Origin of the sequence: Hyphomicrobium sp. CS1BSMeth3, assembly GCF_900117415.1 — a bacterium.
Taxonomy (GTDB): Bacteria; Pseudomonadota; Alphaproteobacteria; order Rhizobiales; family Hyphomicrobiaceae.
Genome location: NZ_FPEI01000006.1, coordinates 2,061,957 through 2,084,648, shown reverse-complemented (window position 1 = coordinate 2,084,648; position 22,692 = coordinate 2,061,957). Strand labels below are relative to the sequence as shown.

Below are 22,692 nucleotides of genomic sequence, written 5' to 3'. Positions count from 1 at the left end.
TCAACCGACAAGCCTTACGGAGAAGCGCGCTTCCAGACCCGACAAACTGCGCAATTCGCTCTCGGAATAGTCGATGCCGTCAGTTGTCTGGCGGGACATCTTTTCCAGCTCAGGCTGGCCCGGCCACATCACCTTTGCAAAACCCTCCGCGGGAGGGCAATCCTCGATCTCCTGCCGCAGTCGCCCTGCGGCCTCGAAGTAGCCGGCCGGATCGATGAAGCTCTTGAGATCCACGGCGACCATGAACCAGTTGAGTTCGTGCGGCGTGCCGAGCACCGCATCACCGAACAGCTCGGCGATGAAGCCCATGCCATAGCCCTTTGCCCCGGCAGAGGGAAGCATGGCGCCACCGTCATAAAAATCGTGCGCATTGGTCGTGGGACGACCATGCTTGTCGATGATCCAGCCGTCAGGAACCGGATCGTTGTTGGTGCGGAACACGAGCAGCTTGCCCTGCGCCGTCGCCGATGTGGCGAAGTCGCTGGTGGTCGCGCGCGCCCCGTCGAGCGGCAGGCTGAAGGCATAGGGGTTCGTGTCGAACACGCCCTTGCGGCCGCCGAAAGGCGCGACCTCCTTGAGCTTCTTGTTGCCACCACCGCCAAAGACAAAGCCCCACATGAACTCGCGCGCCAGCTTCTCGCTATAGGCACCAATGCGGCCCGTATGCGCGCAATTGACGATGGCGGCCCCGGCGATGCCCACGCGCCGGGCCAGGACCGCGAGGTCGGGCAGAAGTCGATCGAAACCGACAATCCCGAAGTTCTTGTTGGCGTCCATGCGCAGCAGGTTCGGCGCCACCTGCGCGCAGCTCACCTTGGCCTTGTTGTCGATGTAGCCGGAGTCGATCTGATCGACGTACCTGATCATGCGAAGAAGGCCGTGAGAGCGAACACCGCGCAAGTCGGCATCGACAAGATGCGCGGCGACGATACCAGCGTCGTCTGCTGGCGTTCCGAGCTTCAACAGGACGTTCTTGCAGAACTCCTCAACGCGTGTCGCGGCGACTTTCATGTCCTGCCTCTGCGGTGTTCTCTTGCCGTAGCTTGCTCGCGGATGCTCCCACTGAAGTGCCGGGAGGAAGCGCGAGCAGATCGATACATTATATATAATGCATCGATGCGGAGCGCAAACATTCCGAAAGAGCCGCGACGCTTTGGTGCGTTCGAGCGGCGCGAATGGGCGAAAGAACGGGAAGGTTCAGCGCGGCGCGCGGTACTACGAGATCTCGCGCTTTGCGGTCGGCAACGTGTCAAGCGCTGCCTTAAGTCCGCTCTCGAGATGCTTGCGATGCGCCTCGATGCAGCCTTTCAGGTCGCCTTCCTCCAGCCGCGCGATGAATTGGGCGTGCTCGGCGACCGAAACCGCGAGCCGCTGCGGCCTGCTCCACAAGGCATAAAAGGAGAACGAGGATTTCACGTACTCTATGCAAGAGATCAGCGCCTCGTTCTGCGCCTGTGAGAAGACGATGTAGTGGAACTGCCGATCGAGGGAGTTGATCGTCTCGAGCTCGGTGCTCTTGATGAGCTGTTTGAGATTGGCATTGACGAGCTTGAGCTCGGCGATGGTCGGCTTCTTGATATTGCGGAAGGCCAATCGAATTGCGTCCAGCTCGAGCAACAGGCGGACGTGATAGATGTCCGAGAGCCGCTCCGCATCGACATCCTTGACCTTGATGCTGTGATGGGAATGGCGCTCGATCAGCCCTGTCCCGGCAAGCTGGATGATGGCTTCGCGGATCGGCGTGACGCTGAGATTGAGGTCCTCACTGATCCGCCGCTGGCTCACGACCTCGCCCGGCTGATAAAAGCCGTTCTGAATGGCATTGCGTATCGCCTCGGCGGCGAATTCCCGTTTCGTGAAAAACTTTGCGTTGTCCACCGCGTAGAGCCTGTCCGTTACGGAAAAGTCCTCTTGGCCAGGTCCGCCCGGCACCACACACGCATCATCCTACAAATTCCTCGGCAGCCAGAGAACTACGTCCGGGAATAGTGCCATGGCAAGCGTGAACAGGATCATGATCACAAGATAGGGGAACGTGGCCAGGGTTATGAACCCGAGGCTTTCGTCCGTCAGCCCCTGGATCACGAACAGGTTGAAGCCGACCGGGGGATGGATCTGGGCCATCTCCACCACGAGCACGATAAAAATGCCGAACCAGATCGGATCGAAGCCGGCCGCCGTCACGATCGGCAACGCCACCGGCAGCGTCATCACGATCATGGAAAAGCCTTCGAGGAAGCAGCCGAGCACCAGGTAGAAGACGACCAGAACGAGGATGAGCGCGAAGGGGGAAAGGTTCAGCGATTGAACGAAATTGGCGATCGCGCGCGGGATCCCGAGGAATGCGGCGGCACTGCCGAGGATGGATGCGCCCAACACGATCAGGGCGATCATGGCGCACGTGAGCACGGCTCCGATGGCGATCTTGTGGAGTGCGTCGCGCGTAAGCTCGCCCTGCAGGGCCGAGATTGCGAGAGCGCCTACAACACCGATCGCGGCCGCTTCGGACGGTGTGGCAAGGCCGCCGTACATCGTGCCGAGCACGCACAGGATCAGCAGGCACGCCGGGGCCAGATCCTTGAGCGCCAGAAAGCGCTCGCGCCATGTGACGTCGCCCAACGCGCGCTCGGCCTCCGGTATGAAGTCCTTGCGGATCGTCGAGTGGATCATCACCCAGATCATGAAGCAGGCCGCCAGCAGCAGACCGGGAATGATGCCGGCCGCGAACAGCTTGAGGATGGAAACCTGCGCGAGCACGCCATACACGATCATGATGCTCGACGGCGGGATCAGGAATCCCAGCGTGCCCGCACCGGCGAGGCTGCCGATGGCAATTCTCTTGTCATAGCCGCGCTTGAGCAGCTCCGTGAGCGCTACGCGGCCGACGACCTGCGTCGTGGCGGCGGAGGATCCCGAGATCGCCGCGAAGATCGAGCACCCGATAACGTTGACGTGCAGCAGCCGCCCCGGCAGCAAGCCCGCCCATGGTGCGAGGCCATTGAACAGAGAGCGCGACAGGCGCGTTCGGAACAGCACCTCGCCCATCAGGATGAAGAGCGGCAGTGCAAGCAGTTCCTGCGTCGTCAGGATGTTCCAGGTGTACTGCGCCACCAGCTTGTCAACGGGCAGGTCGCGGAAGATGAAGAGGAGAAGGGTGCCGGTCAACGCCAGCGCCAGTCCGACCCAAACGCCGATGGCAAGCGAGCCGAAGAGAATTGCGAACAGCGAGCCGACAACAGGCAGCATGAAGTCTCCTTAGCGAAGTGAAGCGACGCGTCACGACCCGCGAATGGTCTCGTCCTTGCTCTCGAAGGCAGGTGCCTCGAGCGGCAGGTTGGCGAGGGCGCGCACAGCTCGAGCCAGGAATTGCAGGCTCATGAGCAACACGCCGAATGTGACCACCGCTTGCGGAATCCACACGGGCGTGTCGCTGGCGATGGAGCGTTCGTCGAGGGCGTAGGACGTCAGCGTGAAATGCAGAAGCGCCCAGGTGAAGAAAGCGCAAAACGCTACGGCGATCAGAGAAACCAGCACTTCCACCGCGCGCCGCGCGCCCGGCGACAGCCGCGACAGAAGAATGCGCACGCGAATATGGCCGCCACTGCGCAGCGTCATGGCTGCCCCGAAAGTGAATGTGGCGGCCATCAGGTACGAGCTGTATTCCCATGCGATCGGGAGATCAGGCGGCAACCATGGCACGAATGTCGACAGGATCCGCGTCGCCATTCCAGCGATCATGAATGCAGTCAACGAGGCAAGGCACAGGGCGCCGAGCCAGCCATCAAGTCGCGTCAAAGCGTCGATGGCGTCCAGCGCGAGGGCGAGAGGACTGCGCCGGGGCCCGCCGTCAGACTCGACGCGTTCTCCAGCCTGCTCCTGACGCATGTCCGATGCCTCCTGCCGCCTGCCGTGCACGCTCACTTCTTGACCGCGGCGCGATACTTCTCGATGATCTCTTTCGCGGCTGGAACCTGGGCGATGAATGCATCCCACTTCGGCGTTGCCTTGGCGATCATGAAGGTGCGCAGGGTATCGTTAGACTGCACCATCTTCACGCCCTTGTCGGACAAGAGCTTCAGCTTGTCGGCATCTTCCTGCTCCGCGGCCTTCCAGAATTCAGGCTCGAGCCGCTTCGCGACATCCTCGATTGCCTTCTGCTGATCCGGCGTCAGCTTCTTCCAGGCGGCGAGATTGACCGTCACCATGTCGAAGTTCGACTGCCAGTTCACCAGGTGGCAGAAGCTGGTGAAGTCCCAGAATTGGCCGTCGACGCCCGAAGAGCTCGACGTCGTGACGCTGTTGATGACGCCGGTCGCGAGCGCGGGCACGACCTCACCCCACGGCATCTGAGCGGGCGACGCGCCGAGCTCGCGGAAGAAGTCGCTGCCGTTGCGGTCGACCGTGCGGATCTTCAAGCTGCGGAAGCCCTCCGGCGCCTTCACCTCTGTCTTGGCGAAGATGTTCTGGCCCGGCCAGGGCACCATGTAGAGGATCTTCTGATTGTGCTTCTGAGCGATGCGATCATACGCCGGGCGGGCTAGATCCGTGATGGTGCGCATCTCCGAAGGGCTGGAGACGAGATAGGGCAGCGATGCAATGCCGAGCAGCGGCTCTACGCCGACTTGCTGATTGAGGAGCATGGTGCCGACAGGCACCAGTCCATCGCGGACGGCAGCAAGCATCTCCGGTCCCTTGAACCCGAGCGCCCCTCCGGCCTGCACCTTGATGGTCACTTCGCCCTTGGTGGCAGCGGCGACCTCGGTCGCGAAGCGCTCGGCGCTCTTGGCGTGATAGTTGCCGGGCGGATAGGCGACAGCCATGTCCCAAGTCTGTCCAGCATGGGCCGGTATGCCGCCCAGCATGAGAACTGCCCCAGCGATAATGAGTGTCCGTCTGTCCATATCCGCCTCCGTTGACGCGCATTCGACATATTATATATAATACATTGAGCATCGCAAGAGGCGAACGACGCGCGATGCGTCAGGGAATGACGAAAGATAAGTCACCTTGCGCATGGAAACTGCGCGGCCACTTTTGTCGCCGGCGGCGATGCCGATCTTCAAACCGGAACCGGAGTCGAGAGACAGCATGCCAAAGGAATTCACGCCGCGTGGGATCTACACGGCCATTGTCACGCCCTTCACTGCGGCGGATGATTTCGATGAGCGGGCCTTTCGCAGGCTGATCGACTTCCAAATCGCCGAAGGCGCTGCAGGCCTGCTTGTCATCGGCGGCAGCGGCGAGTTCGTCAGTCTCACGCCGGCGGAGCGTCGCCGCGCTGTCGAAGTCGCCATCGATCAGACGGCCAACCGCATTCCGATCATCGTCGGAGCGCTGGCGCCTGGAACGAAGGAAGTGCAAGAGACCGTGCGCCACGCGGCCAGCGCAGGCGCCAGTGCCGCACTGGTTCTTCCGGCCTACTACATCAAGCCGAGTGCCGCCGGCATTCAGGAGCACTACGCGCGCGTGGCCGACACCGCCTCCATTCCCATCGTCGCCTACAACAACGCGGGCCGGACCGGCGTAACGCTAGATGTCGCGATCCTGGAGAAGCTCGCCACGATCCCCAACATCGTTGCGCTCAAGGAATGCGAGCGGGATCTGGCCGTGATCTCCTCCAAGATCAGCGCTGTCGGCGATCGGATTGCGATCATGTCGGGCGACGACGATCTGGGTCTGCCTTCGTTTCTGCTGGGCTGCCCCGGCGGCATTTTCACGACGGCGAATCTCGTTCCGGCCTTCCACCGTGGGCTGTTCGAGGCAGCCGTGAATGGCAATGTCGCGCTGGCGCGCAAGGCGCATTACACGATCCTGCCGCTGATCGAGGCGCTCTACACCGCCAACCACCCGAGCCCGCTGAAGGATGCCATGGAGCTGATCGGCCAGCCTGCAGGCGTTGGCCGCTCGCCGCTGCAGCGTGGCAATGCCGAGAACTTGAAGCGCGCGGAGGCCGCACTGAAGAAGATCGCGGCATTCTCGTTCACTTGAGAACAAGCGGCACGGCCGTTTCGGATTGCGCCCCGCAGTTGAGCGCGCGATCTGAGACGGCCTCGCCGCCTTAGCAAGCTTCAGCGGGCAATGGCCTAAAGCGTCGGACCTCGAATGCGACCCACGGCTCGGATCGAACTCGAGGTCAAGCCCTTTGCTTTAGCCGTTCTCCGCTGCTTGTCGGCGTTTTACGGATCATTGGGCGTTTTGACTTGCGGCTGCTCCTCGCTGAGGCCGGCCAGCGGATCGCCTCCTTCGAAGCGATCGCGATACAGGGTCGCCTGGACCAGAAACATGAACGTTATGGGCGTGGTTGTCGTGACGAAGATGCCGATCAGGATCTCGTGGACCACTGGACGCGTCTGGGCGAGCGAGAAGTAAAGCATCGACGCGGCCAAGATTGTGAACAATCCCATTGTCGTCCCGAGCGTCGGGGCATGGACGCGCTCATAAAAGGTCTTGAAGCGCAGCAAGCCAATCGAGCCGATCAGGGCCAGGCTCGACCCTATGACGAGCAGTGCCGAAATCAGAATGGCGGCCCACAGCGGCAGGTTCTCGATCGTGCTCATTCGATGACCTCGCCGCGCATGAGGAACTTTGCCATGGCCACGGTCGCAACGAAGCCCAGCAGACCGATGGCCAGCGCCACTTCGAAATAGAGCGTCGTCCCCGAGCCGATGCCGAATACCAGCAGCAGGAGCATGGCATTGACGTAGAGCGTGTCCATGCCAATCACACGATCTTGTGCTCGTGGTCCTCGCAGGATGCGGGAGGCCGCGGCCGCCATTGCCAGCGTGAGAAAGATCTTGGATATCGTCAATGCGGTGGCCAGAATCTGCCCGCTCATTCGAAGATCTCCTTCAACAGGCCCTCGTAGCGGACCCTGATGATCTCGCCCCAGTCATCGTCATCGACGAGGTCGAGGACATGGATGATCAGCACATTGTTGGCCGGCTCATAGGCCACCCAGCTCGTTCCCGGCGTCGCGGTTACGATGCACGCAAGAAGGGCCAGGCTGTAATGAGAGCGCACCTTCAATTGAATCCGGACGAAGCCGGGCGTCCGATCGGGCTTGTCCCTAATGATCAAGCGCGCGACGCGGTAATTCGAGCGCGCCATATCCACGATGACCTCGAGGCCCAGTCGGAGAATGACCCGAAGCCGCCTGAAGAGCAGCGATGGGGCTTCCAGGCGCACGAGGATCCATGACCCGGCGACCGCAAGGATGCCGCCGAGCAGGAGCTGCCCAGTGGAGAGGCTCTCGTTGAGCAGCAGCCAAGTGCCCAGCAGCATGGCGGAGATGACGGGAAATGGCAGCCACCGCCTCATGGCGTGCGCTCCTTTTGCCTAAGCCCATTTCCCGGCTGCGACTGCACGGCACCGATGTAGGGGCGCCCGAGCTCCAGTCCATGGGCAGTCACCTGCATGAACCGCATGACAGGACCAGCCTGCACCGTGAGGGCGACACAAAGAAAGAGGAGCAGGGCAACGGCGCCGAGCTCCACGCCGCGGATAGTCGGCAGCTCGCGCTCGGTGAATGTCCAAAACGACCGCATTCCGGCACGCGTCACGGCGACAACCGTCGCGAGGCCGGAGATCAGTATCACGAAGAGCAGTATCCAGCCCTGCACGGAGACAATGCCGCCGCCGCCAAGCCAATGCTGCTCGAGGAGATTGCTGATAAGGGCGAATTTCGCGATGAAGCCCGAAAGCGGCGGCAGGCCGGCGAGCAGCAGCGCGCAAGCGAGAAACGCGACGCCGAGCACGGCCATGATCGCGGGAATGGCGATGCCGACCTCGTTCTCCTCGTCGACTTCTTCCTCCTCCGCACCATAGGCCTCCAGCGTCACGGCCAGGACGTCGTCGGCGGGGGTCCGGCCGCGCTCAACGAGCTCGACCAGCAGGAAGAAGGCAGCGACCGTCAGCGTGGAGCTCACAAGATAGAACAGCGCCGCACTCGTCATGCCTGTGCCGCCTAAACCGATGGCGGCCAGCATCGTCCCGGAGGAGACGAGCACGTTGTAGCCGGCGAGACGGCCCATATCCTGCGACGAGAGCATGCCGATTGCAGCAAAGCACATGGTCGCGATGCCGATCGTGAACAGCCAGCCTTCGGCAAAGAGCATCGTCTCTCCGCCGGAGGCTTCGGTCGTGATCGATCCCAGCCGGAGAATGACGTAGAAGCCGACCTTGGTCATGATTGCGAAGAGCGCCGCCACCGGCGCACTCGCGGCCGCATAGAGCGTCGGCAGCCAGAAGCCGAGGGGCCAGGCTGCAGCCTTCACGAGGAAGGCGATCCCGAGGATGGAGGTCCCGATATCGAACAGGCGCCGCTCCGAGGGATCGAGAACCGGGATGCGCTCGCCTAGTGCGGCCATGTTGAGCGTGCCGGCTGTGCCATAGATCAGGCTGACGCCGATGAGAATGAGCGTCGACGCTGCGAGATTGATCACGATGTAGTGGAGGCTTGCACTGACGCGTGCGCGCCCCGAGCCGTGCAGAGCCAACCCGTACGATGCCGCGAGCAGGACCTCGAAGAAGACGAAGAGATTGAACAAGTCGCCGGTCAGGAAGGCGCCGTTCAATCCCATGAGCAGGAACTGGAAGAGTGGATGGAAGTAGCTGCCCGCGCGATGCCACGAGGCCAGGGCAAAGAGCAGCGCGGCGCACCCGAGTGTTGCTGTGAGCAGCAGCATCAGGGCCGCGAGCCGGTCGACGACCAGAACAATGCCGAAGCTCGCCGACCAGTTTCCGAGAAGGTAGACCCTGAGCGTTCGGGCTGGATCCTCCTCCATGCTCGTCACGAGGAGCACTATGGCCACCGCCAGGAGCGCCAGCGTGGAGAGAATGCCGATTGCGGCAATAGCCTCTCGGCGTCGGCCATCGAGCAGCAGCATCAGCCCGCCGGCGAGGAGCGGAATGAGGATCGGCGCAATGATTAGCTGATCCGCGAAGGTCACTGGCTCCGCTCCACGCTATCGACGTGATCGCTGCCCGACAGCCCTCGTGCGGCAAGCAGGACAACCAGAAACAGCGCTGTCATCGCGAAGCTGATGACAATGGCGGTGAGCACGAGCGCCTGGGGCAATGGGTCTGCGTAGTGCGCAAGAGTGCCGGGCACCGACGAGTCGAGAACCGGCGGCGCGCCGACGCGGAGGCGCCCCATGCCGAAGATGAAGAGATTGACCGCGTAAGACAGGAGCGACAGTCCGATGATTACTTGAAAGGTCCGCGGACGCAGAAGGAGCCATATTCCTGACCCTGCCAGGACGCCGATGGTTATGGAGATAACGAGCTCCATCAGACGGCTCCCTCCGCGGGTTGGACGGCTTTGCTGCTTGCGCGGCTGACACGGATCGACTGATGCGCGAGGGCGATGAGCATCAGGACAGTTGCTCCGAGAACAAGAGCGAAGACGCCGAGGTCGAACAGAAGCGCGGACGCCATGGGGAGGCGGCCCAGAACCGGAATATCCACGTACTGGAAGGATGACGTAAGGAACGGCTTGCCGAAGAAGGCCGCGCCGACGCCCGTACCGCCGGCCGCAAGCAGACCGAACCCGATCCAGCGCACCGGCAGAACCGTCAGGCGCGCTTCGACCCACCGCGCACCGCCGGCGATGTATTGGAGAATGAAGGCGATCGCGAATGTCAAGCCGGCAACGAATCCGCCGCCCGGCAGATCATGGCCGCGCATGAAGAGAAACACAGCCATCATCGATACGACGGGAAACAGAAGCCGCATGATGAGGCCGGGCACGATCATATAGTGGGCCGAGATGGTATCCTTGCTCAATGCATCGTGCTCGGCATCAAAGTGGTCCTGGAATTGCTTCTGCTCAGGCACTGCAACGCTGTCGCGCGCGGGGCGAAAGCGGCGAAGGAGCGCGTACACGGTGATGGCGACGATACCGAGCACTGCGATCTCGCCGAGCGTATCGAAGCCTCTGAAGTCGACGAGAATGACATTGACGACATTGCGCCCTCCTCCTTCGGTGTAGGCCTTCTCGAGGAAGTTGGTGGCGATGGTAAAGGTCTGTGGTCGCGTCATCACGGCGTAGGACAGCGACGCAAGACCAGCGCCGCCGATGAACGCGATCGCGAGATCGCGGAAGCGTCTCGCGCGAATGAATAGGTTTGCGGGCCGGCTTGTTTCCTCCCGCCGTTTTGGGAGCCATCTGAGGCCGAGCAGCAGCAGCACGGTGGTGACGATCTCGACGAGCAATTGGGTCATCGCCAGGTCCGGCGCGGAAGCCCAGGCGAATGTCACGCAGGTCGAAAGCCCCGCGCCGCCCATCAGGATCACGGCAGCCAGACGATGGAATTTCGCCTGCTGTGCCGCGCCCAGGGCACAGACGCAGCCGACGATCCAGACGAGCAGAAAGGTCGTATCGATCTCATGGAGCTTCGGGACGTGAATGTCGATCCCGCCCTTGTACAGCGGCCAGACCGCCGCGAGGATCGTGACGCAGAGGAGCAGCACGAGCTGCGGCTGAAGACGGGTCGAGCTCAATGATTGCACGAGCGACTTCGCGCCGCGCCATGACGCGATCGCGATGGCGCGCTCGAAGATGCGTTGTCCCTTCAGTCGGCGGAGGATGGGCGCACCCTCGACGTCGCCCGAGAGGTATCTGAGCATGACCGCATAGAGAGTGGTGCCGCCGGCCAGGGCGAGCAAGCTCATCCATAGGGCCGGCGTGAAGCCATGCCACACCGCGAGACTGTAGTAGGGGGTCGCATCCCCAAGAACGGCCCGGACAGCGATGTTGAGAAAAGCGCCGACCGTGGCCTGCGGCACGATGCCGACAAGAATGCAGGTAAGGACGAGAAAGGCGATCGGCAGCAGCATCCAGAGTACGGGATCGTGGGGGACGCGCGGCAGATCCGTCGCCTCTGGCCCAAAGAACACTTGATGGATGAGACGCAGCGAGTACGCGACGCTGAACATGCCGGCGAGCGTTGCGATAAAGGGAAGGGCATCATCGAGCGCCGAGGCGACATGCGACTCGACCGTCTCGGCAAAAAACATCTCCTTTGACAGAAAGCCGTTGAGGAGAGGTACGCCCGCCATCGCCGAGGCGGCCACCATCGCCAGAACGGCGGTGATCGGCATGGCACGAAAGAGGCCGCCCAGCCGGCGGATGTCGCGTGTTCCGGCTTCATGGTCGATGATGCCGGCGGCCATGAACAGCGAGGCCTTGAAGGTCGCATGGTTCATGATGTGGAAGATGGCCGCCACCGCTGCCAGCGGACTGCCGAGACCGAGCAGCAGCGTGATGAGCCCCAGATGGCTGATCGTCGAATAGGCAAGCAGCCCCTTGAGATCCTGCTGGAAGAGGGCGAGGAAGGCACCGATCAGCAGCGTCGCAGCGCCGAGCGGCACGAAAACCCAGAACCAGTAGTCATGCCCGGCCATCGCCGGCCACAGGCGTGCCAGCAGGAACACGCCGGCTTTGACCATGGCCGCCGAATGCAGATACGCCGAGACCGGCGTCGGAGCGGCCATCGCGCGCGGCAGCCAGAAATGAAAGGGAAACTGCGCGCTCTTCGTCAGGACGCCGGCGGCGATCAGCAGAAGCGTCGGCAGGTAGAGCGAATGGGCCGTGACGCTGGCGCCCGACCGGAGCACGACATCGAGGTCGTAGCTGCCCGCAATCTGGCCGAGGAACATCATGCCGGCGAGCAGACAGAGGCCGCCTGCTGCCGTCACGGTCAGCGTGATACGCGCGCCATCGCGCGCACTCTGATTCTGGTGCCAGTAGGAGATGAGGAGGAACGAATAGAGGCTCGTGAGCTCCCAGAAGAAGACGATCTGGATCAGATTGCCCGACACGACGATGCCGAGCATGGCGCCCATGAAACCCAGAAGAAAGGAGAAGAACCGCGGAACCGGATCGTCCGGCGACATGTAGTATCGCGCGTAGAGAATGACGAGGAGGCCGATGGCGCTGACGAGGCCGACGAAGCTCCAGGCAAAGCCGTCTAGGCGCAGGATGAAATTCAGCCCGAGCTGAGGCAGCCATTCGAACTCGACGCGAGGAATCTCGCCCCGCGCGATCGGCCGAAAAAAGTAGGCAGCAATCGCCAGTATCGCGAGCGCGACGCCGCCCGCCAGCCACGCTTCGGCATTTCGGGCGTTTGTTGGGAGAAAGGCCGCCACTATGCTGCCGGCGAATGGCAACACGACCAGGAGGGTAAGTAGAACGACGTCGGTCGACATTCTCGCCGGGCAACCTTTCGTGTTTGATGGCGGGCATCCCCGATGGACTGCACAGCAGGCTGTCGACAACACCCCTGCTGTGCAGGCTTTCCACCTTAGCGTCGTGGTAGAGGCGTCTGCAAACGCCTTCCGCTAGTGTGATGATCGAGAAATTCGCCACCTCTCGCGGCACGGCATGGAGCGAATTTCTCGATCTGAATCACACTAGCAAGATTTTGCTTCTAGTGTCCCTCTTGATTCCGATGTTCGCTCCGGACGTCAGCATCAAGGTGGGGCGAGCTTCGGAACCGGGACACTAGCTTTCAGAGGGGCGTGGTGTCGCTTCGGCCGCGGCTTTATCCAGAACCTGCCGGATCTCGGCCTTGTTGGAAGCCTTTCGGATTTCCTGCAGGAGAGTTTCTGCGCGCAGCGTCCGGCACAGTCCGCCCAAGGTCGCAAGCAATCCGCTGCGCTTGTCGCTGGGCCAGATCAGGACGAACACGAGATCGACGGGATTGTTGTCCGATGCCTCGAACTCGATCGGCTGAGCGAGCCGGAAGACGACCCCGGCCGGCGCAGCGAGACCATCAATGCCGGCGTGTGGGACGGCGATTCCGCGACTGATTGCCGTCGAGCCGAGCTTCTCGCGATCGGCCAGGGCCTTCAGTATGCTCTCGCTCGCAATGCCGGTGGTCCGGCCGAGGTGCTCTGCGGCAGCGGCGAGGAGCGCCGCCTTGGAATCGATCGACGACTCCAGCAGCACATCGTCATCTCGAAGAATTTTAGCAAGATTTATGGCTTCCGCCATATTCGCCTCCTGGACGAAGTATTCACGCGCCCGATGCCGAGCCAACCACAGAGCGGACCAGAAGTGTATCGCAGGGCAATGTCGTCACCAGATTCTTGGCAACGCTGCCGATCAGGACGTCCATGAGGGCGCTTCGCCCATGAGTGCCTGCCACCACGAGATCAATCGACTTCTCTTCGACATAGTCGCGCAGCACGCGATCCGGATCTCCGTACTCGAGCATGATCTCCCGCGAAACACCTGTCACCCCTGAGACGTTGCGCATCGCAAGAAATTCTTGCGCCTCCTTCGCGACGCTTTCCTTGAACTGCTGGCGATAGGCGGCCGGGTCGCTTACGAGCCCGGACATCGGCGGGCGATAGGCATGAAAGAGCTTGATCGCCGCCGGCGCAAACAGCGATGCGGCTGTCTCGAGTGCTTGACCGGAGGGCTCGGAGAAATCAGTGGCGACGACGATCGAGCTGTAAGGCTGGCGCGCGCGCCGGCGAACCACGAGCACTGGAGCGTGCGCACGCTGCAGCAGGCAATCGACCGTGCTGCCGAGAAATACGCGGCCGAGAAGCTCGTCTCGCGCAATGCCAACGACAATCAGATCGCAGCCCTGTGCTTCGGCTGTGCGGAGAATGACTTCTCCAGGCTGCCCCGCCTCGACCACCACGCGAGCAGCCGGGTTCGTCGCGTGTATTTCCTGGCGTGCCCGCGCCTCCGCCGTCGCCCTCACATCCGCCCGACGATGCCATGACGGTGCGACGTCGCTCACCGGCGGCTCTTCCAAGGCATGGACGACGATCAGCTCTGCATCCCACTGATTGGCGAGCTGCGTAGCTCGATCGAGTGCCCGATCGGACCGAGCGCTGAGATCCGTTGCAAGCAACAGCCTTCTCGGACGTTCAGCCGTCAGTCTCCCTGCCATGTCGAGTGGCGCTCCTTTCTGTCCGGACATCCACTGCGACACCTAAGCTACCATGCCCGCAAATTCAACCACCGATGGCGGCTGATCATGCGTTGGCCAAACGCTTAAAAATCAATCGCTTGTGTCAATGGCGGCGAAAGTGGGCTCGCGACGCGGTCGCCCGCGGCGCATTCGCTGCCACAGCTTCGCGCCGAACAGATCTTGCGAAAGGCGGAAAGCCTGACCGGTCAAAGGTGCCGGCAACTGCAGATGTGCCCTCAGTGATCGAACAGCAGGCGCACGCCGCCTTTGATCTGCAGGCGTCGGTCCGTATGTTGCCTTATCAAGAAGCCGGCGAGGCGCGGATAGCCCTGTTCGCTTTCGAACAACTCCTCCTTGCCCGGCGCCTCGGCTGGAAACTCCATCGACTTGCCGTCATAGGTGATGTCGGCGCCGATGACGAATTCATCGAAGCTCAGCTCGATCTTGATCGGGCCTTTGGCGTCGCAGTAGGCGATTATTGCCTCGAGGGACTGTTGAACGGCGAACTCGACGCGATTGGTCACGTCGCGCCTGGCGCCCCATACGCCCGCGCACCGTTCGATGAACGCAGTGACATCGCGCAGAGCGGGGCTTTGCGCATCGATCGTCATCGTCACGCGCTTCTTGATGCCGATCCTGAATACGAGATTCAGGGCGAGCGCAACGAGTGTCGCCAGCACCAGGGGAGTGGTGACGATGGGCTGCGCCCAATGTGGCGCGCCGGAAAAGGCGGATGGATAGACTGTGACGCCGAAGAACGTGGAAATCCCCATGCCGATAACCAGCGTGCGACGACTGTCCAGAACCCGCGTCGTTATGATCTGAATGCCGCTGATCATGATGAAGGCCGATGTGAAGAGCATGGCGGCCGCCATCACAGGCTTCGGCATGAGCGTCAGAATGCCGAGAAGGCGCGGCTGCAACGCGATCACCGCCAGTATCGCGGCAATCGCGAAGGCGATGCGTCGACTGGCGACCCCCGTCGCGGCCATCACACCGGCATTGGCATTGGAAAGGGTAAGGCCGTAGGCACCAAGAAGACCGGAGAATGCCGTGGCGATGCCATCGCCGAGGACACCCCGGCCAATGGATGACATTTCCGGGCGAACCCAGTCGGCATCCGTCAATCTTTGTACGGCCGTCAACACTGCGGTCGCGCTCATGGCTGCCGCAAGTGCCGTAATCGCAAATGGCAGCACCATCGACCACTCGAATGCCCAGGAGATTCCGGAAACGTTCGGCACCGACATCAAAGGAAGCTCGAGGAGGGGTTGCAGGTGTGCGCGCGTGATCAGGCCGGACCAGAGCGAAGCAAGATAACCGGCGACCATGCCTATCACGACGCAGTAGATGGCTACGCCACTCCTGCTCCAAACATTGATGGTCACCATCAATGCGACGATGATCCCGGTGATAATCCACTCTGCCGAAGTGGCGCCGCCAGCCGGCCCGTCTGCGAGCATCCGACACGCAGCAAGAGCTATGATGCTGCCGATGAAGAAGACGACGAGCCCGGCCGTTTCGGGTGGAACGAGTGCGCGCAGCCGCTTCCACACAAGCGAGAAGGCAATCTCCATGATCCCTGCGAAAATCGTCATGCCCCACACCAGGGGCATGCCACCGGCTTTGACGGCGACCAGAGACGAGGCGAAGTAGATGCCCGTGAAAGACGAGGGTGCCAGGAGCCGGCTGCCGACGGGACCGCGCGGGAGCGCTTGCAGCAGAGCGGCTATGCCCAATGCAATGCAGCCGAGCTGCAGGAGGTTGATGATCTGGTGCGTGCCGAGCCCGGCCTGATGCGCCAGGATCAGGGGATAGATCATGTAGATGGACGATATGGCCACTTGCTGCAGCGCACTGAGCCAGATGACCTGCGTCGGCGGCCGTTCCTCGACACCATAGACCAAGGCCGCCGGCTTCCTGGCGTCAGCCTCAGAGGCCGGCTCCGGTTTGCCGACACGCGCGCGTGACTTCAGATGTGACCAGACTTCGCCTGCCCGGCGTACGAGCCGCGCCTGCGAAGCTTTCGCCCCCTGCTCCACCACTTCCTCCCCACTTCACTGTTGAAGCGCCCGGAGTGCGAAGACCGCCGGGCGCCTCTTGAATGTTTTTTGTCCAACCTATTTGGTGAAATCGGAGGTGGTCGCGAAGCGCGACCCAAGCCCGCATTCTGCATTGCGTCAGAAGGGTATGACCTTGCGGAACGTGCGACCGATATCGCGTGTGCCTTTGGTCACGGCCTTGCCGGTTTTGCTGATGGGGCGCTCGACGATGGCTGAGGTTCTCAGCCTTCTCACGGGGTCGATGCGCAGTGCTTTTCCAACGAAGGGGAATGCAGCGCCGACCCCTAGAACACCGGGGATCAAGCCTTGCGAGAACTTTATCGGATTGGAGAGAGCGCCCGCCATCGTGGCGTGGATGATGCGCCCTACTGAATTGTGCCGCCGGCACGTGCTGTTCCTGGTGCAGATATCGACCGCACCATGATGCAGGAGGACGAGCGTATCCCCGCTCCCGTCCACATATACGTCGAAGACCGTCCCCCGCACGCCGATGGTCGCGGAAGGGGTCTGGATTTTGTAGGCATCCTTCTTCTGGGAGCCGGTGATGAACCGGAACGTGCCCTTGACGAAATTGACGCCGATCGTCGTCACGCCACCCGATTTGCCAATGACGAACTCGTCGAGCTTCAAGCCGGCATTCGGCCCGAGGGCAAGCTTCGTCTGGTCGTCCAGCCTGAGCTCGGCCTGGGCCTGGTCGCCCGTCTCCAGAAGCTCGTTCCGATGAACTCGGCCCCCTTCGCGCAGGTCGCGCTTGTCATCGCCGAGCGTTGCCAGGACCTGCCGCTTGATGACGATCGCGGTGCCAACCTCTTGCGCAGGCGTCTGCGCCAATGCCGCCGACCCAAATATTCCCGAGAGTACAGCCGTGAGTATGATGCGCCGCGCATGACCGCACGCGCCGGGCCTACCAATACAGTCCATAAAGGATGATCCGAAGCCGAGTTCCCGAACAGAAGCGGAAGATGTACCATGCAGGCTGGGGCTTTTCTACGGGTGTCCTGAACGCATGCTACATGGAGGACGACCCGGCGCGCGCCGACTGAGCGTGAGCGCCACTTACTGGTTGATCATCGTAGCGGCCATAGCGGCGTGTGCTGCAGTGCGGCAAGCCGATCCGGGCTTCATGACGCGCCTGCGGCTCCTCGGCTTCGACATTCTTCAACAAACCCTGCCGCGTGCGATCGACCCGAGCTATCCGGTTCGCGTCATCGATATCGACGAGCGATCGATGAAGGAGTTCGGGCCTTGGCCTTGGCGCCGGGAACTTCTCGCTCAGCTCTCGGAGCGCCTCGCATCTGCAGGCGTGCGCGTTGTGGTGTTCGATATCGTTTTTCCGGGCGCAACGCCTGGACCTCTCGATCACATTCCGAAAGCATTGCGGGAAGCACCCGAACTGGCGCCCTTTCTGAGCGCGCTGGCTGAGAAGGAAGCACCCGACGATATCTTCAGCAAAGCCATTGCCGCACATCCGACGGTGCTTGGCGTCATCGGCACATCGCACGTAGGCGAAGCTCCGCCTGGGCCTAAGGCATCCTTCGCAACCGTTGGCGAGAACGTCGTCGGCTTGGTGCCGAGCTTTGCCGGTGTCTCCGGCAATCTCGCCGTGCTCGAGAAGGGCGCGGCGGGCATTGGCGTCTTGAACTGGTTTCCGGATCACGACCAGATCCTGCGACGCATTCCGCTCGTCGTCGGCATATCCGGGCAACTCTATCCCTCTCTCGTCGCGGACGCGTTTCGCGTCTTCAATGGCACAAAAACATTGGGCGTCCGCTCAGCCGGCGACGGCGGGTTCGTGGGAGATCGCGGGATCACCACGGTCGCTATCGGCAAGACCATCGTTCCGACGGATCGGGACGGCCAGGTGTGGCTCTGGTTCTCTCGGCATGATCCCGCACGCTCGATTTCGGCCGGCGATGTGCTTGCGGGCAGAGTGCCGAAAGGCAGTCTCGATGGGCGGATCGCCGTGGTCGGCACGAGCGCGCCGGGATTGCTCGATCTCCGCGCCACGCCCCTGGACCCGGTGATTGCCGGCGTCGAGATCAATGCGCAGGCACTCGAGCAACTGCTCTCCGGGCGCCTGCTTGTCCGGCCTGACTACGCAGTGGGAATAGAGATCGTTCTCGCGGTCGTCTCGTCGCTGGGCCTGGCCCTATTGGCCTACCTTTGGGGTGCCCGCGTCTCGGCGGCCGTCGGCTTTGCCAGCGTTCTCTTATTGTCGCTCGGGAGCTTGTGGCTGTTCTCGCAGGGCGTGCTGCTTGATGCTGTGTATCCGATCATGACGAGCTCTGTCGTCTATGTCATCGGCAGCGGATACCTCTATTACGAGGCCGAACGCGAGCGCAATCGCGGGCGGAAAGAACTGCAGCGCATTGCGCGCGAGATGGAAGCCGCAGCTCAGATCCAGCGCACTTTTCTGCCGAAAGAGGATCTCGCTGGGCCGTCCGCCAGCAAGTTCGATATCTCCGCGATCATGAAGCCTGCTCGGGCTGTCGGGGGAGACTTCTACGACTACTTCCTGATCGGTGACACGAAGGTCGGGGTTGCGGTCGGAGATGTCTCGGGCAAAGGCGTGCCCGCCGCTCTGTTCATGAGCGTCTCGCGAACGGTCCTGCGCACGGTCGCCTTCGAGCATGAAGAGCCCGGCGTGGTGCTGTCCAAGGTGAACGCTATCCTGGCGCGGGACAATCCCGAGGGCATGTTCGTTACGATCTTCTACGTCGTGCTCGATCTCGCGACCGGCGTTCTGACATTCTCGAGCGGCGGTCACGACGACGCCGTGCTGCTCACCGCTTCTGGTTCGCTCGAGCGCCTGGGATACATGGGACCGGCCATCGGTCTCATCGACGTGGCGGAATATCCGACGGCGTCGCGCGATCTCGCGGCCGGTGACGCTATCCTGCTGCTGTCGGACGGGATCACCGAGGCCTTCGATATGGATGGTCGCATCTTCGGTAGCGACCGCATCTTGGATGTCTTGGCACGCCGGCCGCACACGAGCGCCGCGGGGATTGTCGAAGCGCTCACGGGTGAGGTTGCGCGCTTCTCGGCTGGAACCGAACAGTCCGACGATATCACCTGCGTCGCATTGTGCTTCAGGGGCTGAAGCGTCGGGTCATCGGGGCGAGGGGAATTTTGAGCCCGCTGCTTCAGGCTTCGCAGATGATTTTGAGCCGGTTGACGCCGCAGAACCGGCCATAGCAAATCCGGCTGGCGCGCTCCTTTATAAGCGCAATGCCGTACCCGCCTGGCTCGGCCGTCGGCAGGTCACGGTCGGCAGGTCGCTCCCACTTTCTGAAATCGAAGTAGGTGCCGTTGTCGAATATTCGCGCGACTGCGCGGCCCGGGCGCAGCCATACATTGACGACAATCGATGGATTGGCTGTGTTCTTGAAGCCGTAGCTGATGAAGTTCGCCAGAACTTCATTGATGCAGAGCTTCATATCAGCCGCCAGCGACTTCTCGATGTCGCTAGCGGCACATCTGCGATCGAACCAATCATTGAACCGCGAAACTTCGGCGGCTGTAGGAGACAGGCGGATCCAACCCGCCAAGCTCATTTAGCGCACTCGCTGATTGCGGCTGTCTGATCCGCTACGACCGGAATCATGGTGTCGATGCCAGTCGAGCGCAAAACCTTGCGCGCATCCTCTGTCGGACCGAAAACAACGAACCGGCCTTTTCTGCCGTTGACGGCTCGCGCCGCCTTCACGAGGACGCGTATGCCGATCGACGCGAGGAAGGTTACGCCCGCGAGATCGACAATGACCTTGTCGTGCTTGCCGGAGAGCACACTGAATGGCATGTCGACTTCGCCGGCACCTGCGATGTCGAGCGGCCCTATAAGCTTCACCAGCAAAATATTGTCCGGCAGTGACGTCTGTTCCAAACGCATATCCATCCCCATGTGATCTCGATGCGGCCTAACCGTGTAGTGTCGCCGAGATTCGCGACGGTCTTATGTCACTGACGACAGTCATAGCCGCTCGTGTTCCCCAGGGCTCGAAAAACCAGAGCCGTCGAAGAGCGTTTCGGGCCGGACCGAACGCCCAAGTGTGGAAGGAGCCAGACTTCGGCGAATTTTACAAGGGGAGGTCTTCGCTCTGCCGCTCGAAGGCTGTTCTGCTCTGCAGGCTGACGGAAATTCTCGGAGCCCCGCGGCTTCTACTCGGACATTGGCACGCGGCGCATTCTGTCGAGCTCGGCAGACGAACCCGATGCGGCCCGCAAGCAAGCCGCATCGGTGTACTGATCGTCAGTCGGATCAGGCGGCCTGATAGCCAATGACGGCCTTGATCTCGCAGAACTCGTCGAGCGCCCACTTGCCGTACTCGCGGCCATTGCCCGACTGCTTGTAGCCGCCGAACGGTGCCGCAGTGTCCTGCATGGGATAGTTCAAGTGGACGTTGCCGGCGCGCATCTGCGCGGCGACCTTGCGCGCATGATCGATATTCGAGGACTGCACGTAGGCAGCAAGACCGTAGACCGTGTCGTTCGCCAGCTTGACGGCTTCCGCCTCGTCTTTGTAGGGCAGGATCGACAACACCGGTCCGAAGATCTCCTCGCGGGCGATCGTCATGTCGTTGCGCACGTTCGCGAAGACGGTCGGCCGCACGAAGTAGCCGCGGTTGCAGTTCTCGGGGCGGCCCGGGCCGCCAGTCACGAGCTCCGCGCCTTCCTTGATGCCAGCCTCGATCAGACGCTGGATCTTGTTGAACTGGGTCTCGTTGACGACGGGACCGATAGTGGTGCGCTCGTCGCTCACAGGCCCGACGATGACGGTTTCGGCCGCCGCCTTGGCGATCGCCTTCACCTCTTCGTGCCGATCGGCGGGGACGAACATGCGGGTCGGCGCATTGCACGACTGCCCGCTGTTACCCATCATGCCGAGCACGCCCTTCGTCACCGCCGTATTGAAGTCGACGTCGGGCAGAAGAATGTTCGCGGATTTGCCGCCAAGCTCCTGCGCAACGCGCTTGACGGTGGTTGCTGCAGCCTGGGCCACCAGGATGCCCGCGCGCGTCGAGCCCGTGAACGACATCATGTCGATATCGGGGTGTGCCGACATGGCAGCGCCGACGACGCCACCCTCGCCTTGCAGCATGTTATAGACGCCTGCGGGAACGCGGGCCTCATGCATCACCTCGGACCAGATGACGGCATTGAGCGGCGCCACCTCGCTCGGCTTCAGAATCATGGTGCAACCGGCGGCGATGGCCGGCGCGACCTTGCAGACGATCTGGTTGATCGGCCAGTTCCAGGGCGTGATGAAGCCGACGACGCCGACGGGCTCGCGGGCGATGAGCGTCGTGCCTTGCAGCTCCTCGAACTTGTATTCTTCCAGGACCTGGATCATCCGCAGGAGATGATTGACGCCTGTCATGGTCTGGCGCTCGAAGGCGAACTTGCGGGGGGCTCCCATTTCCTGGGACAGCACGCCCGCCAGCTCATCGCGACGCTTGCTGTAGGCATCGAGAATGGCGCGCAGGAGATCGAGACGCTGCTTGCGCGTGGTGGTGGCAAAAGACGGGAAGGCCGCACGCGCGGCAGCAACGGCGCGATCCACATCGGCGGGGCCGCCGACCGCAATCTGGGTGAACGCCTGCTCGGTCGAGGGATCGACCACATCGAGCAGTTTCGGCTGGAGAGGGTCGACCCAGGCGCCGTTCACATAGTGCTGGCGTACGTGTTGCATTGATACTTTCCTCCGTCTGCTATGTGAGTTGAGTTTGGGCGACCAGTGGCAGCATTCCTTGAGGGGCCCCACCCCGCCCAGGACCGACCGCTATATTACGCCGAATATAGCAACCGTCCATCTTCTCCGCCAACGCGCCGGGCTGCCCATGCCCCGCGCGGATGCATTTGAGCCATCTGCCGTTGTGCTATCGGAAGCGCACTTGCCGTGAGCCCCGGCTCTGGCCTACGCTGCGCCCCGGCTAGCCAAGCACGGCTGGATTGCAACTCAGAGGCCGATACTGTCTCAGGCCATGGTTGCAGGCGAGGCTGAGCGGTCCTTTCCCGAACTCGGGCTGGACAAACGCTTGATCCATGAAATCGATCGCGGCCTTGCGGATTCTTCGGATGTCGACGATCGGCCCGCGCTGCGCGTCATTGCAGGATCACGATCACATCATAGGAAACGCTCATGGCGTCAGAACAAAAAGTCGTCTTGCGCCCGCTCGAGCGCGAGGATCTGAATTTCGTGCATCAGCTGGACAATAACGCCAGCGTGATGCGCTATTGGTTCGAAGAGCCCTACGAGACTTTCGTCGAGCTGACGGCCCTCTACGACGAGCATGTCCACGACCAGACCGAACGCCGCTTCGTGGTGGTCTGCGATGGGAAGAATGCGGGCCTCGTCGAGCTCGTCGAGATCGATCATGTCCATCGGCGCGCGGAGTTCCAAATCGTCATTGCCCCCGACCATCAGGGCAGGGGCCTCGCAAAGCGCGCGGCGAGATTGGCGATGGACTATGGCTTCGGCGTGCTGAACCTTCACAAAGTCTATCTCGTGGTCGACAAGGACAATAAGAAGGCCATCCAAATCTACGAGACGCTCGGTTTTCAGGTCGAAGGCGTGCTGCGGCAGGAGTTCTTCATCAACGGGCAATACCGAGACGTCACGCGTATGTGCCTATTTCAGCAGGGCTATCTCGACTCGCGGCCAAAGTCCGAGAGCATGGTCACGCCCACGGCCCAGTGAT

Annotated in this window: 21 protein-coding genes; 3 read left to right on the top strand and 18 right to left on the bottom strand. The window is 62.0% G+C overall.

Going from position 1 to position 22,692, the window contains the following annotated elements:
* The 5 genes from CS1BSM3_RS24700 to CS1BSM3_RS24680 all read right to left on the bottom strand — a co-directional run bounded on the left by CS1BSM3_RS24700 (nucleotide 1) and on the right by CS1BSM3_RS24680 (nucleotide 4,901).
* Nucleotides 1-1,011 (bottom strand): Ldh family oxidoreductase, encoded by a 1,011-nt coding sequence (locus CS1BSM3_RS24700; protein ID WP_072392285.1) that lies wholly within the window; start codon nucleotides 1,009-1,011, stop codon nucleotides 1-3.
* 204 nt (nucleotides 1,012-1,215) lie between these two features.
* Entirely contained in the window at nucleotides 1,216-1,878 is a 663-nt protein-coding gene (locus CS1BSM3_RS24695; RefSeq protein ID WP_174263776.1) for a GntR family transcriptional regulator, read from the bottom strand.
* Nucleotides 1,879-1,947: 69 nt separating this feature from the next.
* Nucleotides 1,948-3,246 (bottom strand): TRAP transporter large permease, encoded by a 1,299-nt coding sequence (locus tag CS1BSM3_RS24690; protein WP_072392279.1) that lies wholly within the window; start codon nucleotides 3,244-3,246, stop codon nucleotides 1,948-1,950.
* 30 nt (nucleotides 3,247-3,276) lie between these two features.
* Nucleotides 3,277-3,885, bottom strand: coding sequence for a TRAP transporter small permease subunit (locus tag CS1BSM3_RS24685; protein ID WP_072392276.1), 609 nt, complete (start codon nucleotides 3,883-3,885; stop codon nucleotides 3,277-3,279).
* A 32-nt stretch (nucleotides 3,886-3,917) separates the two neighbouring features.
* A complete protein-coding gene (locus CS1BSM3_RS24680; protein ID WP_072392274.1) occupies nucleotides 3,918-4,901 on the bottom strand; it encodes a TRAP transporter substrate-binding protein in 984 nt (327 codons plus the stop codon).
* 187 nt (nucleotides 4,902-5,088) lie between these two features.
* Between CS1BSM3_RS24680 and dapA the strand changes: the two genes are divergently transcribed.
* Nucleotides 5,089-5,988, top strand: coding sequence for a 4-hydroxy-tetrahydrodipicolinate synthase (dapA, locus tag CS1BSM3_RS24675; protein WP_174263775.1), 900 nt, complete (start codon nucleotides 5,089-5,091; stop codon nucleotides 5,986-5,988).
* Between the two features lie 188 nt (nucleotides 5,989-6,176).
* Here dapA and mnhG read toward each other — a convergent pair whose 3' ends face one another.
* From mnhG to CS1BSM3_RS24625, 10 genes are all read right to left on the bottom strand, one after another.
* Nucleotides 6,177-6,557, bottom strand: a complete 381-nt coding sequence (gene mnhG / locus CS1BSM3_RS24670; RefSeq protein ID WP_072392268.1) for a monovalent cation/H(+) antiporter subunit G — start codon at nucleotides 6,555-6,557, stop codon at nucleotides 6,177-6,179.
* Nucleotides 6,554-6,835 (bottom strand): K+/H+ antiporter subunit F, encoded by a 282-nt coding sequence (locus CS1BSM3_RS24665; RefSeq protein WP_072392265.1) that lies wholly within the window; start codon nucleotides 6,833-6,835, stop codon nucleotides 6,554-6,556. Before CS1BSM3_RS24665 ends, mnhG begins: the two co-directional genes overlap by 4 nt.
* Nucleotides 6,832-7,317, bottom strand: coding sequence for a Na+/H+ antiporter subunit E (locus CS1BSM3_RS24660; protein WP_072392262.1), 486 nt, complete (start codon nucleotides 7,315-7,317; stop codon nucleotides 6,832-6,834). The genes CS1BSM3_RS24665 and CS1BSM3_RS24660 overlap by 4 nt, the downstream gene beginning before the upstream one ends.
* Nucleotides 7,314-8,948: a monovalent cation/H+ antiporter subunit D gene (locus tag CS1BSM3_RS24655; RefSeq protein ID WP_072392259.1), complete on the bottom strand. Its 1,635-nt coding sequence runs from the start codon at nucleotides 8,946-8,948 to the stop codon at nucleotides 7,314-7,316. Before CS1BSM3_RS24655 ends, CS1BSM3_RS24660 begins: the two co-directional genes overlap by 4 nt.
* Nucleotides 8,945-9,289: a Na+/H+ antiporter subunit C gene (locus CS1BSM3_RS24650; RefSeq protein WP_072392257.1), complete on the bottom strand. Its 345-nt coding sequence runs from the start codon at nucleotides 9,287-9,289 to the stop codon at nucleotides 8,945-8,947. The genes CS1BSM3_RS24655 and CS1BSM3_RS24650 overlap by 4 nt, the downstream gene beginning before the upstream one ends.
* Nucleotides 9,289-12,207 carry a monovalent cation/H+ antiporter subunit A gene (locus CS1BSM3_RS24645; protein WP_072392254.1) on the bottom strand — a complete coding sequence of 973 codons (2,919 nt, stop codon included), beginning with the start codon at nucleotides 12,205-12,207 and terminating at the stop codon, nucleotides 9,289-9,291. The genes CS1BSM3_RS24650 and CS1BSM3_RS24645 overlap by 1 nt, the downstream gene beginning before the upstream one ends.
* Nucleotides 12,208-12,502: 295 nt before the next feature.
* Nucleotides 12,503-12,994 (bottom strand): PTS sugar transporter subunit IIA, encoded by a 492-nt coding sequence (locus CS1BSM3_RS24640; RefSeq protein WP_083528872.1) that lies wholly within the window; start codon nucleotides 12,992-12,994, stop codon nucleotides 12,503-12,505.
* A 22-nt stretch (nucleotides 12,995-13,016) separates the two neighbouring features.
* Complete coding sequence (locus CS1BSM3_RS24635; RefSeq protein ID WP_072392251.1) at nucleotides 13,017-13,907, bottom strand: universal stress protein; 891 nt, start codon at nucleotides 13,905-13,907, stop codon at nucleotides 13,017-13,019.
* 257 nt (nucleotides 13,908-14,164) lie between these two features.
* Nucleotides 14,165-15,970, bottom strand: a complete 1,806-nt coding sequence (locus CS1BSM3_RS24630; protein WP_072392248.1) for a uracil-xanthine permease family protein — start codon at nucleotides 15,968-15,970, stop codon at nucleotides 14,165-14,167.
* A gap of 138 nt (nucleotides 15,971-16,108) precedes the next feature.
* Complete coding sequence (locus tag CS1BSM3_RS24625; RefSeq protein WP_083528870.1) at nucleotides 16,109-16,912, bottom strand: FecR family protein; 804 nt, start codon at nucleotides 16,910-16,912, stop codon at nucleotides 16,109-16,111.
* Nucleotides 16,913-17,036: 124 nt separating this feature from the next.
* Between CS1BSM3_RS24625 and CS1BSM3_RS24620 the strand changes: the two genes are divergently transcribed.
* On the top strand, nucleotides 17,037-19,094 hold the full coding sequence (locus CS1BSM3_RS24620; RefSeq protein WP_174263774.1) for a CHASE2 domain-containing protein: 2,058 nt from the start codon (nucleotides 17,037-17,039) through the stop codon (nucleotides 19,092-19,094).
* Between the two features lie 43 nt (nucleotides 19,095-19,137).
* Here the strand turns inward: CS1BSM3_RS24620 and CS1BSM3_RS24615 are convergent, their stop codons facing one another.
* The 3 genes from CS1BSM3_RS24615 to CS1BSM3_RS24605 form a co-directional block, all read right to left on the bottom strand.
* Nucleotides 19,138-19,548, bottom strand: a complete 411-nt coding sequence (locus CS1BSM3_RS24615; protein WP_072392240.1) for an ATP-binding protein — start codon at nucleotides 19,546-19,548, stop codon at nucleotides 19,138-19,140.
* Nucleotides 19,545-19,895, bottom strand: a complete 351-nt coding sequence (locus tag CS1BSM3_RS24610) for an STAS domain-containing protein (protein WP_083528868.1) — start codon at nucleotides 19,893-19,895, stop codon at nucleotides 19,545-19,547. The genes CS1BSM3_RS24615 and CS1BSM3_RS24610 overlap by 4 nt, the downstream gene beginning before the upstream one ends.
* 357 nt (nucleotides 19,896-20,252) lie before the next feature.
* Nucleotides 20,253-21,683, bottom strand: coding sequence for an aldehyde dehydrogenase family protein (locus CS1BSM3_RS24605; protein WP_072392237.1), 1,431 nt, complete (start codon nucleotides 21,681-21,683; stop codon nucleotides 20,253-20,255).
* 450 nt (nucleotides 21,684-22,133) lie between these two features.
* On the opposite strand from CS1BSM3_RS24605, the gene speG reads away from it, so the two are divergent.
* Nucleotides 22,134-22,691 (top strand): spermidine N1-acetyltransferase, encoded by a 558-nt coding sequence (gene speG, locus CS1BSM3_RS24600; protein WP_072392234.1) that lies wholly within the window; start codon nucleotides 22,134-22,136, stop codon nucleotides 22,689-22,691.
* Nucleotide 22,692 lies beyond the last annotated feature (1 nt).

Bases quoted from the DNA above. Each gene is read 5' to 3' on its own strand.
- CS1BSM3_RS24625 (WP_083528870.1), bottom strand. From the start codon at position 16,912: ATGGACTGTATTGGTAGGCCCGGCGCGTGCGGTCATGCGCGGCGCATC.
- speG (WP_072392234.1), top strand. From the start codon at position 22,134: ATGGCGTCAGAACAAAAAGTCGTCTTGCGCCCGCTCGAGCGCGAGGAT.
- CS1BSM3_RS24615 (WP_072392240.1), bottom strand. From the start codon at position 19,548: ATGAGCTTGGCGGGTTGGATCCGCCTGTCTCCTACAGCCGCCGAAGTT.
- CS1BSM3_RS24685 (WP_072392276.1), bottom strand. From the start codon at position 3,885: ATGCGTCAGGAGCAGGCTGGAGAACGCGTCGAGTCTGACGGCGGGCCC.
- CS1BSM3_RS24650 (WP_072392257.1), bottom strand. From the start codon at position 9,289: ATGGAGCTCGTTATCTCCATAACCATCGGCGTCCTGGCAGGGTCAGGA.
- CS1BSM3_RS24640 (WP_083528872.1), bottom strand. From the start codon at position 12,994: ATGGCGGAAGCCATAAATCTTGCTAAAATTCTTCGAGATGACGATGTG.
- CS1BSM3_RS24700 (WP_072392285.1), bottom strand. From the start codon at position 1,011: ATGAAAGTCGCCGCGACACGCGTTGAGGAGTTCTGCAAGAACGTCCTG.
- dapA (WP_174263775.1), top strand. From the start codon at position 5,089: ATGCCAAAGGAATTCACGCCGCGTGGGATCTACACGGCCATTGTCACG.
- mnhG (WP_072392268.1), bottom strand. From the start codon at position 6,557: ATGAGCACGATCGAGAACCTGCCGCTGTGGGCCGCCATTCTGATTTCG.
- CS1BSM3_RS24605 (WP_072392237.1), bottom strand. From the start codon at position 21,683: ATGCAACACGTACGCCAGCACTATGTGAACGGCGCCTGGGTCGACCCT.
- CS1BSM3_RS24645 (WP_072392254.1), bottom strand. From the start codon at position 12,207: ATGTCGACCGACGTCGTTCTACTTACCCTCCTGGTCGTGTTGCCATTC.
- CS1BSM3_RS24610 (WP_083528868.1), bottom strand. From the start codon at position 19,895: ATGGGGATGGATATGCGTTTGGAACAGACGTCACTGCCGGACAATATT.
- CS1BSM3_RS24690 (WP_072392279.1), bottom strand. From the start codon at position 3,246: ATGCTGCCTGTTGTCGGCTCGCTGTTCGCAATTCTCTTCGGCTCGCTT.
- CS1BSM3_RS24635 (WP_072392251.1), bottom strand. From the start codon at position 13,907: ATGGCAGGGAGACTGACGGCTGAACGTCCGAGAAGGCTGTTGCTTGCA.
- CS1BSM3_RS24660 (WP_072392262.1), bottom strand. From the start codon at position 7,317: ATGAGGCGGTGGCTGCCATTTCCCGTCATCTCCGCCATGCTGCTGGGC.
- CS1BSM3_RS24680 (WP_072392274.1), bottom strand. From the start codon at position 4,901: ATGGACAGACGGACACTCATTATCGCTGGGGCAGTTCTCATGCTGGGC.
- CS1BSM3_RS24665 (WP_072392265.1), bottom strand. From the start codon at position 6,835: ATGAGCGGGCAGATTCTGGCCACCGCATTGACGATATCCAAGATCTTT.